Raw genomic sequence first — 13,683 nt, 5'->3', positions numbered from 1 at the left:
AGCGCTATCCTCCGACCCGATGACGACAGCCCCCGCCCCCAAACGACGCCGCGCGACCGGACGGGTCACGCTCCAGGATGTGGCATTGGCGGCGGGCGTCAGCCCGATCACCGCGTCGCGCGCGCTGCGCGGTGAGCGCAGCGTCGCGCCGGAGCTCGTGGAGCGCGTCACCGCCGCGATCGCGCAGCTCGGCTACGTGCCGGATCCGGCAGCGCGGGCGCTCGCCTCCTCGCGCAGCAACCAGGTGGTGGTGCTGATCCCGCTGCTGTCCAATGCGCTGTTCGTGGACCTGCTCGACGCGGCCCAGCGCACGCTGCTGGCCGCCGGCTATCAGAGCCTGATCGGCGTCACCCATTACCGCCCCGAGGAAGAGGAAGCGCTGCTGCGCACCTACCTGATGAACCGGCCCGCCGGGCTGCTGGTCACCGGCTTCGACCGGACCGATGCCGCCCGGGCGCTGATCCAGGGCAGCGGCGTACCTTGCGTGCATGTGATGGAGAACCGTCGTTCCATGGGTGGCGATGGAGATCGTGGGCGGGAAGGCGATGGCGACGGGGATGCGGCCGAGCTCCCGCCCTGCTCCGTCGGTTTCTCCCAGCAGGCCGCCGGCCATGCAATGACGGCCGAGCTGTGGCGACGCGGCTATCGGCGCATCGCCTTCGCCGCGGCGCAGCTCGATCCGCGCACCCTGCAGCGGGCCCAGGGCTATCGCGCGGCGCTGGGCGCGGCGCACGACGCCAAGCTCGAGTTCATGGATGCGGCGCCCTCCTCCTTCGCGCTCGGCGCCAAGCTGCTGGAGCGCGTGCTGCGCGAGGCGCCCGAGGTGGACGCCATCTTCTTCAACAACGACGACCTGGCGCAGGGTGCGCTGCTGCAGGCCTTGCGGCTGGGGATCCAGGTGCCGGAACGGGTCGCCGTGGTCGGCTTCAACGATCTGACCGGCGGGGACCAGATGCTGCCGCCGCTGAGCACGGTGCGCACGCCGCGGGGGGAGATCGGTCTGCATGCGGCCCAGATGCTGGTCGCGCTGATGCGCGGCGAGGACGTCAGCGAGCGCTGCGTGGACCTGGGCTTCGAACTGGTGATGCGGGCAAGCTGCTGAGCCGCCCGAAGCGGCGCCGCCTCCACGAGGGAGGCGGCGGGAGAGAGTCAGCGAATGTCCGGAGGCGTCGGCTCGTGGCTGCGGCAGAGCTGGGCCCAGGAGCGCGGCGGCTTGCCGTCCCATTGCGCCAGCAGTTCCAGGCAACGCCGCTGATGGCGCAGACCGCGACCGGCCGGCACCACCAGCACGCCCAGCCGCAGGCCGTAGGTCATCTCCAGGCGCTCGGCGCGCAGCACCCAGGCGGTCAGGCGCGACGCGGCGCGCTCGACGGCTCCGCGGGCCTCGTCACCGCCGATCACGCCGGGCGGCACTTCCTCGTCCAGACCGGCCCGGGTCGGGTCCAGGCGCAGCGCGCCGCTCGCGTCACGGGCGCGAGGCAGCGGTGGTCCGTCCAGCTCCGGCCGCGGGAAGACCTGCAGCACATCGCCCGCCTCCCAGCGCGCCCAGGCCCGCACCACGCCGAAGGGGTGTTCGGTGTCGATGCGCAGCGCCGGCAGGCGCAGCAGGCCGCGCTCGGTCGTCGGCAAGGCCAGCAGCGCCAGGTTGTAGGAACGGGGCGGCACGTCCACCCAGGTGCTCGGCCCCGGATAGGCCGGCCGATCAATGCCCAGCCCGATGTCCCAGCGGTCGCGGTCGCCGGTGTTGTCGATGCGGACCTCCATCATCGCGGTGTCGCCCGCGAAGCACGGGGACATCGGCGAGTAGCGCAAGCGCAGCCCGCGCAGCGTCGCAATGCAGATCCAGAGACAGCTCAGCGCCGTCGTCAGCAACAGCATCGCGACCACCGCCGCGGCGATCGAGCCGTAGCCGATCGCCGCCACCAGCAAGGGCGGCACCGGCATCAGCAGCAGAAAGAACATCGGCGTGGGCCGAACCGTCAGGTCCCGCAGCCGGAGCTGCTGGACGGACTCCGCGCCGGCGGGGGATGCCGCGTTCGCGGCAGCCGCGGACGCCCCCGTCGGGGCGTCGGTCGGCGCGCGCTTGGGGCTGTTGGCGGCGGCGATCGGGCCGCCCTGCACCACGCGCAGCGAGGGCTCGAAAGCGGCGGACGAAGCGTTCGAAACCGAGTTCGAATCGGGGGTCGATGTCAGGGTCGAAGTGGGCATTCGATCGGCCTTCAGAAAAGCCGCAAATGTGCCCACCTCGAAGTGTGGTTACCATGACCAGAATTGGCGGATCTCCCCCTTGAAACCCACCTAACTTTGCATGTCAATCCGCAGCGCCTGGCATTGGCGCGATCCCCGGCGGCGCCGGCGTGACCGATGACCCGTCTTCGCGTTCGGGCGTCGAATGCGGCGTCGGGTCCTCCGCGCCGAAGGTTTTCCGACCTCGCACGAGGTACGAATAAATCACCGGCACGACCACCAGCGTCAGGATCGTGGAAGTGATCACGCCGCCGATGATCGCGCGGCCCATCGGCGCCTGGATTTCGCCGCCCTCGTTGAGCGCGATCGCCATCGGCAGCATGCCGAACACCATCGCCGCGGTGGTCATGATGATGGGCCGCATCCGGATCAGGCCGGCCTGCAGCAGCGCCTCCGGAATCGACACGCCCTGATCGCGGCGCGCGTGGTTGGCGAAGTCCACCAGCAGGATCGCGTTCTTGGTGACCAGGCCCATCAGCATCACCAGGCCGATCATCGAGAACACGTTCAGCGTCGTCTTCCAGAGCAGCAGCGCCAGCATCACCCCGATCAGCGCGAGCGGCAGCGAGGCCATGATCGCGATCGGCTGCACGAAGCTGCCGAACTGGCTGGCCAGCACGATGTAGATGAAGATCAGCGCCAGACCCATCGCGATCAGCAAGCCGTTGAAGGCCTCCGCCTGTTGCTTGCCGTCGCCGTCCACCATGAAGCTGATGCCCGGGGGCAGCTGGGTCTCCTTGATGAGCTTCTGCACGTCGGCGTTGACGTCGCCGCCCGGGCGGCCCTGCACGCCGGCATACACGGCTTCGCGGCGCTGCAGGTTCTGGCGGCGGATCACCTCGGGGTTGAACACCGGCTCGATGGTGGCGACCTGCTCCAGCGAGATCGGCGAACCGTCCCGCGCGAAGGCCACCGGCAGCGTGCGCATCTGGTCCAGGCTCTGACGCTGCGCCTTGGGCAGGCGCAGCAGCACCTCGACCTGATTGCCGTCGGGCGTGGTCCAGTAGGTGGCGATCTCCCCGTTGACGTAGGCGCGCAGCGACGAGGCCACCTGCACCGCGTTCAGCCCCAGCTCGCGCACCGCGGAGTCCTTGAGCTTCACCGCATAGGCCGGCAGGCCGGGCTTGACGGTGGTGTCGACGTCGACCGCGCCCTTGATCTTCTTGACCTTCTCGGCGAAGTCCTTGGCGACCTGCGTCAGCACCTCCGGATCCGAGCCCAGGATGGTCACCCACACCGGCCGGTTGAAGCCCACGCTGACCTCCACGCCGGGGATGCGCGCGATCGCGGCGCGGATCGCGTCCTCGACCTGCGTCTGCGTGCGCTTGCGCTGCTTGCGATCAACCAGCGCGATGTCCAGGTTGGCCTGGTTGCGGCCGGTGGCCAGGCCCTCGCCGCTGCCACCCACGACGGTGGCGACGGTCTTGATCTCCGGGAAGGTGGCCAGGATCTCCTCGACCTGCCGCACCTTGGCCTCCCCACGTTCCAGGCTGGTGGCCACCGGCATGCGCAGCGTCAGATGGGTGAAGCCCTGGTCGATCTGGGGCTGGAACTCGCTGCCCACCGCCGGCACCAGCAACAGCGCCAGCACGAAGCTGCCCACGCCGGACCAGCTCACGATCCCGCGCGGCGTGATCGTGGCCAGACGCAGCCGGCGCGGCGCGCTCTTGTCCCGTGCGCCGTCGGCGCCGAAGGGGCGGCCGAAGGCCGGCACCGGCGGCACCAGCATCCGGTAGCGGCGGTCGGAGAACACCCAGCGCAGCGTCTTTTCGTAGACCGTGTGCAGCACGTCCATGCCGCGGTCGGTCGCGCGGATCAGGTGCCCGATGACGGGCACCCGCTTGACGTAGGTGCTGGGCGGATCGGGCCAGACCGACGAGAGCATCGGATCCAGCGTGAAGCTCACGAACAGCGACACCAGCACCGCCACCGCGACGGTGATGCCGAAGGGGTAGAAGAACTTGCCGACGATGCCCCCCATGAAGGCCACCGGCACGAACACCGCGCAGATCGCGAAGGTCGTGGCCATCACTGCCAGACCGATCTCGTTCGTGCCGTCCTCGGCCGCCTGATGGTGGCCCTTGCCCATGCCCACATGCCTCACGATGTTCTCGCGCACGACGATGGCGTCGTCGATCAGCAGGCCGATGCACAGGCTCAGCGCCATCATGGTCATGAAGTTCAGCGTGAAGCCGAAGGCGTAGACCGCGATGAAGCTGGAGATCACCGAGATCGGCAGCGTCAGGCCCGTGATGATGGTCGAGCGCCAGCTGTGCAGGAACAGGAAGACGATGGCGATGGTCAGCAGCGCGCCCTCGATCAGCGTGTGGCGCAGACCGTCCAGCGAGTGCTTCACGAAGTCGCTGTTGATGTAGATCATGCGCAGCTCCATGTCCTTGGGGAGCGTCTTGCGCAACTCTTCGACGGCGGCCTTCACCGCCTCGCCGGTCTGGACGATGTTGGCGTCCTGCTGCTTGAAGATGTTGAAGGTCACCGCGGGCTGGCCGTTGATGCGGGCGATGCTGTCGAGCTCGCGCTCGCGCTCGCTCAGGGTGCCCAGGTCGCCCAGGGTCAGCGGCAGGTCGCCGCGGCGGCCGACGACGACGTTGGCGAAGTCCTTGGGATCCTTGACCTTGCCCTCCACGCGCAGCATCGCGTCGTCGAAGCGGTTGGAGATCAGGCCCACCGGCGCGTCGGTGTTGGCGGCGTTGAGCGCCTTGGAAATCTCCGCCGGCGTGATGCCGTAGGCGCGCAGGCGCGTGGGGTCCAGGTCGATGCGGACCTCGCGCACGGCCATGCCGCCGATGTCCACCTTGGCCACGCCCTCGACGCGGCCCAGCCGCTTGGACACGGTCAGGTCGGCGAGCATCGACAGCTCGCGCAGCGAGCGGTTGGGGCTCATCAGCGCGGCCACGATGATCGCCTGCGCGTTCTCGGTCTGGAAGCGCTGCACCATCGGCGGCTTCACCTCGCGCGGGAACTGCGCCTGCGCTTGCGCCACGCGGTCGCGGATCTCCTGCATGCCGCGATTCATGTCGGCGTTGAGCGAGAACTCCACCGAGGCCTGCACGCGGCCCTCGAAGCTGCGCGACTGCACGCGCTCCACGCCGGCGATGGTGTTGAGCGCCTCCTCCAGCGGCTTGGCCACTTCGCGCTCGACGGCCTCGGGCGAGGCGCCCGGGTACTGGATGTCGATCTGGGCGCCGGGGAAGGTGATGTCGGGCGACTGCTCGACGCCCAGCTTGGAATAGGCGACCAGGCCCAGCACGCACAACGCGACCATGACCATGGTGGCGAAGACGGGGTTCCTGATCGAGACGCGGGTCATCCACATGATGCGGGTCCCTTCCTGTAATCGTGATCGACGTTGCCGTCGGTGTCTGCGTGGTCCGCCGGTCTGGGCGGCACGGCGCGCCGTCCCGGTTGGCGGGACGGCCATGGATCGAGCGCGCCGGCGCGCCCGGCGGGGGCGGAGCCGCTTACTGCGTCATGGCGTCGCTGGCGGAGGCGCTGGCGACGCTGGCCTTGGGCGCGCGAATCTCGGCCCGCTCGCCCTCCTTCAGGTTGTCGAAGCGGGCGCCCAGCACCTGCGATTGCGGCGTCAGGCCGGCGAGGATCTCGACCCGCCCTTCGCGCGGATCGCGCCGCCCGGTGGTGACGATGCGGCGCACGAGCGCGCCCTTCTCGATGACCCAGACGTGTTCCTGGCCGGAGGTGCTGCCCAGCGCGGTGACGGGCACGGTCAGGCGCTGCTTGTCGTCGACCAGCTCGACGCGGGCGACCGCGTACTGGCCGGCGCGGAAGCGCTCGCCCGGGTTGTCCAGGCTCAGCGTCACGCCGATGGAGCGGGTACCGGGTTCGGCGGCGGGGGCGATGCGGGCGATGCGGGCGGTGACGGGCTCGTCGATGCCTTCGACCTTGACCTGCACCTCCATGCCGGGCTGCAGCTTGCTGACCTCGTGCGTGCCGACCAGGCCGGCGAGTTCCAGCTTGGACAGGTCGACGATGGTCAGCACCTGCTGCTCAGCCGCGACCTTCTCGCCGGGAAGCGCATGGCGCTTGTAGACGATGCCGTTGATCGGCGAGATCAGCGCCGCCTGCTTGAGCAGGACCTCGCTGGTCCCGAGCTGCGCCTGCGCCGACGACATCTGGCCGCGGGCCGCTTCCATCGCGGCGCGGGAGTTTTCCAGCGCCGTGGGCGCGATGAAGTTGGCTTCGGCCAGCCCCTGATTGGCCTTGTACTGACGCTGCGACTGCTCGTACTGGGCGCGGGCGGAGGCGACCCCGGCGCTGCGCTCGGCGACGCGATGGCGCAGCTCTTCCAGGTCCAGCTGGCCGAGCGTCTCGCCGGCGCGGACGCGGCTGCCCTCGCCCACCGCCAAGTTGATCAAGCTGCCCGAGGCCTTGGCCCGCACGACGACGGTGTTGGGCGCGACCAGCGGGCCGGAGAACTCGATCAGGCCGGGCATGCGGGCCTGGGCGGGCTTGACCACCTCGCTGGCCTGGAATTCCAGCGCGGGCTTGTCGTCCTTCTTCTGCGCCGGGCCGTCGCTCCGGCTGGTGGCGTACACGCCGGCGCCGCCCGCCAGGACGGCCACCACGACACCACCCATCCACCACTGCTTGCGCATGATCTCCCCCATCTTGAGACGGGATCACCGGGGACCGATGATCCTTGAATGCGGCGCAGTGTAGGAATCCCCTTTTCGACCCGTGCGGCGACTGCGACGAATTGCAGATTGCGCGTCATGGCCTGCTTTTCTCAGGGACCGAAATCAGCGGCCTGAGGGATGAGATGCGGACGGGGGCGGACGGACGCCTTAGTCGCGGGATGCGGCGATCGCCGGAATCGGCAACTCCACGTCGCCGCACTGGGCGCGGTCCATCAGGACATGGTCCATGACGACCAGTGCCAGCATGGCTTCGGCAATCGGCGTCGCGCGAATGCCCACGCAAGGATCATGGCGACCGAAGGTCTCGACCGAGGTCGGCTCGCCGGCGCGGTTGATGGAGGCCTTGGCGGTGCGAATGGAGCTGGTGGGCTTGATCGCGATCGAGACCCGCAGATCCTGGCCGCTGGAGATGCCGCCCAGCACGCCGCCCGCGTTGTTGCTGGCGAAGCCGTCCGGCCACAGCTCATCGCCGTGTTGGCTGCCGCGCTGACGCACACTCTCGAAACCGGCGCCGATCTCCACGCCCTTGACCGCGTTGATGCCCATCATCGCGTAGGCGATGTCGGCATCGAGCTTGTCGAACAGCGGCTGGCCCAGGCCGGCCGGCATGCCGGTGGCCTCGACCATCAGCTTGGCGCCCACGGAATCTCCGTCCTTGCGCAGCGCGTCCATGTAATCCTCCAGCGCCTGGATCTGCGAGGCGTTGGCGGCGAAGAAGGGGTTCTGGCCGACGTGCTCCCAGCCCTCGAAGGCCAGGTCGATCTCGCCCAGCGCCGTCATGCAGCCGCGGAACTGCACGCCCAGTTCCTCCAGCAGCCACTTGCGGGCCACCGCGCCGGCGGCGACCATCGGCGCCGTCAGACGCGCCGACGAGCGGCCCCCTCCGCGCGGGTCGCGCAGGCCGTACTTGCGCCAGTAGGTGTAATCGGCGTGACCCGGGCGGAAGGTGTCCAGGATGTTCCCGTAATCCTTGCTGCGCTGGTCCACATTGCGGATCAGCAGGCAGATGGGGGTGCCGGTCGTCAGGCCTTCATAGACGCCGGACAGAATCTCCACCTGATCCGGTTCCTGTCGCTGCGTGACGTGTCGCGAGGTGCCCGGACGACGGCGGTCCAGCTCGGGCTGGATGTTCTCCACCGACAGCGGCAGCCCCGGGGGGCAACCGTCGATCACGCATCCGATGGCCGGGCCGTGGCTCTCGCCGAAGTTGGTGACGCGGAAGAGAGAGCCGAAAGTGCTGCCGGACATGGCGGGTTCCAGGGAGGGTCGCGGGAGCCGCCGAGTGTATCGCCCCCTCCCCGCCGCAGCCTTCGCGGTCACAGCAGCAAGACATCCTTGTAGAAGGCGCCCATCTCCTGCTTCGGCTCGCGGATCTGGATCTCCAGCACCCAGAGCCTCTCAGTCATGGAGCGCCACGCCTGTCAGACCGCGCGCCCGTTGCGCGCGCACCTGGGCATGCATCTCGCGCGCCGCCTGCCGCTCTCGCCTGGGCGTGCCGGCCCGCTTCGAGGGCTGAGGCGCAGGCTCGAAACGGCTACACTGCGCCGCTTCGGAGATGGCATTCCTCCGCGAACCGCCTCACGCCGGGCCCGGCCCGATGTGACGCTGATGATGCCTACGACGTCCTGGGAGACCGGGGCTTCGTGGGCGTTCGCCTCGAGCCTTCATCGACCAGGTGTGCCGCACGACAACCCGGGTCCTCGATGAAGCTCCCTCTCCTCAACCAATCCCCCGAATCCCTCGCCCTGCTGCCCTACCTCGGGCGCTGGCTGCCGCTGGCCTGCGTGGTCGCGGCGCTGGCCGGCTCGGCCTCGGCCGTGTTCCTGCTCGCGCTGGACTGGGCCACGCAGACCCGCGAGAGCCATCGCTGGCTGATCTGGGGCCTGCCGCTGGCGGGCTTCGCGGTGGGCTGGCTCTATCTGAAGATCGGCCGCGGCGTGGAGGCCGGCAACAACCTGCTGATCGACGAGATCCACGATCCCAAGCAGGTCGTGCCCCTGCGCATGGCACCGCTGATCCTGTTCAGCACGGTGATCTCCCACCTCTTCGGCGCCTCGGTCGGCCGCGAGGGTACCGCGGTGCAGATGGGCGGCGCGTTGGCCGATCAGCTCACCCACGTCTTCAAGCTGCGCCCCGAGGACCGCCGCATCCTGCTGATGGCCGGCATCAGCGCGGGCTTCGCCTCGGTCTTCGGCACGCCGCTCGCGGGCGCCGTGTTCGGGCTGGAGGTGCTCGCCATCGGCCGCCTGCGCTACGACGCGCTGCTGCCCTGCGTGATCGCCGCCATCGTCGCCGACCAGGTCACCACGCTGTGGGGCGTGCATCACGTCCATTACGCCGCCGGCGCGATCCCGCCGATCTCCGCCTGGACGCTGGGCGCGGTACTCCTCGCCGGCGTCGTGTTCGGGCTGGTCGGCATGGCCTTCGCGGGCGCAACGCATGCGGCCTCCGGCTTCATGAAGCGACGCATCGCGTATGCGCCGCTGCGACCGCTGATCGGCGGTCTCGCCATCGCGGGGCTGGTCTGGTTCAGCGGCGCCTGGCGCTATGCCGGATTGGGGATTCCGTCCATCGTCGAGGCCTTCCAGCAGCCCGCCGCGCCCTGGGAGTTCCTGGCCAAGGCGGGCCTGACGGTGGCCTCGCTGGGCAGCGGCTTCAAGGGCGGCGAGGTGACGCCGCTGTTCTACATCGGCGCGACGCTGGGCAACGCGCTCGCGCCGCTGCTGCAGCTGCCTTTCCCGATGCTGGCAGCGCTGGGCTTCGTCGCCGTCTTCGCCGGCGCGGCCAACACGCCGCTGGCCTGCACGCTGATGGCGATGGAGCTCTTCGGCGCGCCGATCGGCGTCTTCGCCGGCCTGGCCTGCGTGGTGAGCTACCTGTCCTCCGGCCACACCGGCATCTACAAGGCGCAGCGCGTGGGCCAGCCCAAGCACCCGCGGGCGCGGGATGCCGGCGATGCCGCGTCCGACTAGCTCGCGCGCCGGATCGCCTCGGCCTCTCTCACGGCCTGATCGCGCGCGCGGCGGCCATCGATGACGTCGAGCGCATAGGACAGGTCCGCGCCCAGTTCCTCCAGCAGCGCCAGCAGCTCGGCGTCGAAGAAGTCAGGCTCGCCGGCGCAGATCATCAGCGCGGCGACGGTCGCGTCGCCGCGGCGCACCGGGATCCAGGCGATCGAGCGAATGCCCTCGGCCACGGCTTCCGTGCGCCAGCGGCCGGCTCGCGCGTCCAGTCCGTAATCGTTGCTGACGGCGCTCACGCCCTCGCGCAGCACGCCGGCGGTGTAGGTCCCTTGGAAGGCCGGATCGCTCAGGTCCAGCGGATCCGGCACCCGGCGCAGCACCTCGGCCGCCGGTCCGGCGCTGGCGACGCGATGCGCCAGGTGGTCCTGCTTCAGATAGACGGTCGCGAGCATGGCGTGACCGGCATCGATGCAGATCCGGCAGGCCTCGCTGAAGAGTTCGCGCTCATCGTCGATGCGCAGCACCATGCGATTCGCGCGCGACAGGGTCAGCAGCACCCGCGCCAGGCGCTCGGCGCGCCGCTTGGCGCGATGGTGACGGCGGCTCTGCTGCGCGAGCCGCCACGAGAGATAGGCGATGCACGCGGCCATCGCGAGCATCAACAGGATCAAGGCATTCATGGACGGGTCCTCGGCCCGCCAGTGTCCCGCAGAGCCGCCACGGCCGTCATCCGTGCCCGACCCCGACATGAGGGGCAGCCTCGCCGGAAGCGGACTTCGCGTGAACTCCGCCCCGCCCTGCCCTCGGCCGTGAGGCCTTAGGGGCCTTCGAGCCTCGATGCGCCGGGCCTTGCGGCCTTGGCGCTCAACGCCCTTGAAAGCGCGCCGCCTGACCGCTGGCCGGGAATTCCTTGACGATGTAGTCGACGAAGACCCGCACCTTGGCCGGCACCAGCTTGCGGCTGGTGAAGTAGATCGACAGCGGCTGGGTCTCGGCGTACCAGTCGGGCAGCACGCGCACCAGCTCGCCGCGCTCCAGCAACGGCAAGGCATGCGGGCGCGGCAGCATCGCGATGCCCATGCCGGTGGCCGCCGCCCGCGCGATGGCTTCCGGGTCGTCCAGCACCATCACCGGCCGCACGCTGGCCACCACCTCCTCGCCTGCCTCGCTCTTGAGCGCCCATGGCGACAAGCGGCCCGTGCTCAGCTGGCGCCGCAGCAACCCGCGATGACGCGCCAGCTCCGAAGGATGCGTGGGCGCGGGATGCACCTGCAGGTACGAGGGCGCGGCCACCAGCACGATGCGCAGCCGCGCCAGCTCGCGCGCGATCAAGGCATCGGTGAGCTCGATGCCGCCGCCGATGGCCACGTCGAAGCCCTCGGCGATCAGGTCGACCTGGCGGTTGTCGAAGTGAAGGTCGGGCACGACGTCCGGGTAACGGTGGACGAACTCGCCCATCAGCGGAACGAAATACTCGCGGCCCACAGTGTGCGCGAGCGCCACCTTGAGCGTCCCGGCCGGCTTGCCCGCGCCCTGGCGCAGGTCGGTCAGCGCGTCGCCGATCTCGCCCCAGGGCAGCCGCACCTGGCCGTAAAGGCGCTCCCCGTCCGTGGTCAGCGCCAAGCTGCGCGTGCTGCGCTGGAACAGCCGTACGCCCAAGCGCGCCTCGAACTGACCGACGCTCTTGCTGACGGCCGCCGGCGTCAGCCCGAGCCGGCGCGCGGCGGCGGAAAAGCTGCCCTCGTCGGCGGCGGCGATGAAGGCGTCCAGGTGGCTGCGGAGTTCGGTCGACATGGGCTGACCTTATACCAATGGTTGAAGCTGAACGCGACGCTTATTGACTACCGGAATCAGGTCAGGGCACCCAAACTTCGTTCCATCAACCACCCGATCCGAAAGGAACACCCCATGAGCACCCCTGTGAACACCACCGCCGCCAACGTCACCGGTACCGCGTCCGGCACTCTGAACGGCAAGGTCGCCTTCATCCACGGCGGCTCGCGCGGCATCGGCGCCGCGACCGCACGCCGGCTGGCGCGTGAAGGCGCGACGGTCGCCGTCGGCTACGCCGCGTCGGCCATCGCCGCCGAGGCGCTGGTCGAGGAAATCAAGGCCACCGGCGGCCGCGCGATCGCCGTGAAGGCGGACGCGACCGACGCCGACGCGCTCACGCTGGCCATCGACAGCGTCGCCGAGCAGTTCGGTCGCCTGGACATCCTGGTCAACAGCGCCGGCGTGCTGAAGGTCGGCCCGCTGGAGAGCTTCACCCTGGCCGACTTCGACCAGACCATCGCGGTGAACGTGCGCTCGGTCTTCGTCGCCTCGCAGGCGGCGGCCAAGCACATGAAGGACGGCGGCCGGATCATCAACATCGGCAGCACGAACGCGCAGCGCATGCCGTTCGCGGGCGGCGCGACGTACGCGATGAGCAAGTCGGCGCTGATCGGGCTGGTCAAGGGTCTGGCGCGGGATCTGGGTCCGCGTGGGATCACGGTGAACAACGTGGCGCCTGGACCGGTGGACACGGACATGAATCCGGAGCAGTCGGAGTTCGGTGCGGCGCTGCATGACTTGATGGCGTTGCGCCGGCATGGGAAGGCCGATGAGATTGCGGCGATGGTGGCTTATCTGGCGGGGCCGGAAGCGGGGTTCGTCACCGGCGGCGATCTGCTGATCGACGGGGGCTTCGCGGCTTGATCGGGGGAGAGTCTGGGGAGTCGGGGCCTCGGAGCGAGGCTCTGGCAGAAGACCCTCTCCCCCGCCCTCTCCCGCAAGCGGGAGAGGGAGTCACGCAGGCTCTGGGGTGAGGGCCGTCGCACACCAGAGCCCCCCATCCCGCCAGCCAGCCCCGCTCCCCATCAAGGACACACCCTCACCGGCGCCGTCCGCTGCCCATGCACCGCGGACATCGTCGATTGCGCCTCCACGCTGCGCTTGAGCACGCGCCGGATCTCTGCCCCTCGGGCGTGCGTTCCAGCTTCAGGCACAACCCTGGATCGGGCCTCGCCATCAGGGCGGCGCTGACCGAGAAAAATGGGCCTCGCGGCCCTTGCTCGTTGCGGCTTCCGCCAAGCTCACTCGCCCAGATACGCCGCCCGCACCTTGGGATCGTTCAGCAGCGCCTTGCCTTCGCCCTGCATCGTGATCGCGCCGGACTCCATCACGTAGCCGCGGGTCGCCAGCTCCAGCGCGCGGCTGGCGTTCTGCTCGACCAGCAACACGGTCACGCCCTGCTGGTGGATGTCGTTCACGACCTCGAAGATCTTGTCCACCATGATCGGCGACAGGCCCATCGAGGGCTCGTCCAGCAGCAGCAGCTTGGGCCGCGCCATCAGCGCCCGGCCCATCGCCAGCATCTGCTGCTCGCCGCCCGACATCGTGCCGGCCAGCTGATTGCGACGTTCCTTGAGCCGCGGGAACAGGCCGAAGACCTTCTCGATGTCCGCCGGGATTTCCGCGTCGTTGCGGATGTAGGCGCCCATCATGAGGTTCTCGGTGATGGTCATGCGGGTGAAGGTGCCGCGACCTTCCGGCACCATCACCAGGCCCTGCTTGGCCAGATTCCACGCGCCCTGGCCCTTGATCGAACGGCCCATGAACTTGATGTCGCCCACGGCCAACGGCTGCAGTCCGGTCACGGCCTTGAGCGTCGTGGTCTTGCCGGCGCCGTTGGCACCGATCAGGCTCACCAGCTCGCCTTGGCGGACGTCGAAGTCCACACCCTTGACCGCCTGGATGCCGCCGTACGCGACCTTGAGCCCCTCGACCTGGAGGAGGATGTTGTCTGCCATCGTCTTGCT

General features: G+C 69.5%; 10 protein-coding genes and 1 riboswitch. Of the genes, 3 read left to right on the top strand and 7 right to left on the bottom strand.

The features are described 5' to 3' along the window. Positions 1-19 precede the first annotated feature (19 nt). On the top strand, positions 20-1,102 hold the full coding sequence (locus tag ABDW59_RS13340) for a LacI family DNA-binding transcriptional regulator (protein ID WP_343630330.1): 1,083 nt from the start codon (positions 20-22) through the stop codon (positions 1,100-1,102). Positions 1,103-1,149: 47 nt separating this feature from the next. Here ABDW59_RS13340 and ABDW59_RS13335 read toward each other — a convergent pair whose 3' ends face one another. The 4 genes from ABDW59_RS13335 to aroC form a co-directional block, all read right to left on the bottom strand. After that, the gene (locus ABDW59_RS13335; RefSeq protein WP_343630329.1) at positions 1,150-2,208 is read right to left on the bottom strand and encodes a hypothetical protein; all 1,059 of its coding nucleotides are present in this window, start codon (positions 2,206-2,208) and stop codon (positions 1,150-1,152) included. Between the two features lie 103 nt (positions 2,209-2,311). After that, complete coding sequence (locus ABDW59_RS13330; RefSeq protein ID WP_343630328.1) at positions 2,312-5,581, bottom strand: efflux RND transporter permease subunit; 3,270 nt, start codon at positions 5,579-5,581, stop codon at positions 2,312-2,314. 145 nt (positions 5,582-5,726) lie between these two features. Next, entirely contained in the window at positions 5,727-6,890 is a 1,164-nt protein-coding gene (locus ABDW59_RS13325; protein ID WP_343630327.1) for an efflux RND transporter periplasmic adaptor subunit, read from the bottom strand. 177 nt (positions 6,891-7,067) lie between these two features. Continuing rightward, positions 7,068-8,168 carry a chorismate synthase gene (aroC, locus tag ABDW59_RS13320; RefSeq protein WP_343630326.1) on the bottom strand — a complete coding sequence of 367 codons (1,101 nt, stop codon included), beginning with the start codon at positions 8,166-8,168 and terminating at the stop codon, positions 7,068-7,070. Between the two features lie 294 nt (positions 8,169-8,462). After that, a riboswitch (Fluoride riboswitch) is annotated at positions 8,463-8,545 on the top strand. Positions 8,546-8,623: 78 nt separating this feature from the next. On the opposite strand from aroC, the gene ABDW59_RS13315 reads away from it, so the two are divergent. Next, complete coding sequence (locus tag ABDW59_RS13315; protein ID WP_343630325.1) at positions 8,624-9,892, top strand: voltage-gated chloride channel family protein; 1,269 nt, start codon at positions 8,624-8,626, stop codon at positions 9,890-9,892. Here ABDW59_RS13315 and ABDW59_RS13310 read toward each other — a convergent pair. Both ABDW59_RS13310 and ABDW59_RS13305 read right to left on the bottom strand, forming a co-directional pair. Further along, positions 9,889-10,563 carry a GAF domain-containing protein gene (locus tag ABDW59_RS13310; protein WP_343630324.1) on the bottom strand — a complete coding sequence of 225 codons (675 nt, stop codon included), beginning with the start codon at positions 10,561-10,563 and terminating at the stop codon, positions 9,889-9,891. The two genes, ABDW59_RS13315 and ABDW59_RS13310, sit on opposite strands and share 4 nt — an antisense overlap. Before the next feature lie 184 nt (positions 10,564-10,747). Then, a complete protein-coding gene (locus tag ABDW59_RS13305; RefSeq protein ID WP_343630323.1) occupies positions 10,748-11,677 on the bottom strand; it encodes a LysR family transcriptional regulator in 930 nt (309 codons plus the stop codon). Positions 11,678-11,791: 114 nt separating this feature from the next. Here ABDW59_RS13305 and ABDW59_RS13300 point away from each other — a divergent pair, with 114 nt between their 5' ends. Beyond that, on the top strand, positions 11,792-12,580 hold the full coding sequence (locus ABDW59_RS13300) for an SDR family oxidoreductase (RefSeq protein WP_343630322.1): 789 nt from the start codon (positions 11,792-11,794) through the stop codon (positions 12,578-12,580). Between the two features lie 377 nt (positions 12,581-12,957). On the opposite strand, the gene ABDW59_RS13295 is transcribed toward ABDW59_RS13300, so the two are convergent. Beyond that, positions 12,958-13,674, bottom strand: a complete 717-nt coding sequence (locus ABDW59_RS13295) for an ABC transporter ATP-binding protein (RefSeq protein ID WP_343630321.1) — start codon at positions 13,672-13,674, stop codon at positions 12,958-12,960. Positions 13,675-13,683 lie beyond the last annotated feature (9 nt).

Origin of the sequence: Roseateles sp. (genome assembly GCF_039595295.1) — a bacterium.
In the GTDB taxonomy this organism is placed as follows: domain Bacteria; phylum Pseudomonadota; class Gammaproteobacteria; order Burkholderiales; family Burkholderiaceae_C; genus Roseateles.
The sequence above is the reverse complement of the archived record's forward strand: the minus strand, read 5'-3'. Positions and strand labels throughout refer to the sequence as shown.

Coding starts and splice junctions, on each gene's coding strand:
- ABDW59_RS13335 (WP_343630329.1), bottom strand. CDS start 2,208: ATGCCCACTTCGACCCTGACATCGACCCCCGATTCGAACTCGGTTTCG.
- ABDW59_RS13325 (WP_343630327.1), bottom strand. CDS start 6,890: ATGGGGGAGATCATGCGCAAGCAGTGGTGGATGGGTGGTGTCGTGGTG.
- ABDW59_RS13310 (WP_343630324.1), bottom strand. CDS start 10,563: ATGAATGCCTTGATCCTGTTGATGCTCGCGATGGCCGCGTGCATCGCC.
- ABDW59_RS13330 (WP_343630328.1), bottom strand. CDS start 5,581: ATGTGGATGACCCGCGTCTCGATCAGGAACCCCGTCTTCGCCACCATG.
- ABDW59_RS13340 (WP_343630330.1), top strand. CDS start 20: ATGACGACAGCCCCCGCCCCCAAACGACGCCGCGCGACCGGACGGGTC.
- ABDW59_RS13315 (WP_343630325.1), top strand. CDS start 8,624: ATGAAGCTCCCTCTCCTCAACCAATCCCCCGAATCCCTCGCCCTGCTG.
- ABDW59_RS13295 (WP_343630321.1), bottom strand. CDS start 13,674: ATGGCAGACAACATCCTCCTCCAGGTCGAGGGGCTCAAGGTCGCGTAC.
- ABDW59_RS13305 (WP_343630323.1), bottom strand. CDS start 11,677: ATGTCGACCGAACTCCGCAGCCACCTGGACGCCTTCATCGCCGCCGCC.
- aroC (WP_343630326.1), bottom strand. CDS start 8,168: ATGTCCGGCAGCACTTTCGGCTCTCTCTTCCGCGTCACCAACTTCGGC.
- ABDW59_RS13300 (WP_343630322.1), top strand. CDS start 11,792: ATGAGCACCCCTGTGAACACCACCGCCGCCAACGTCACCGGTACCGCG.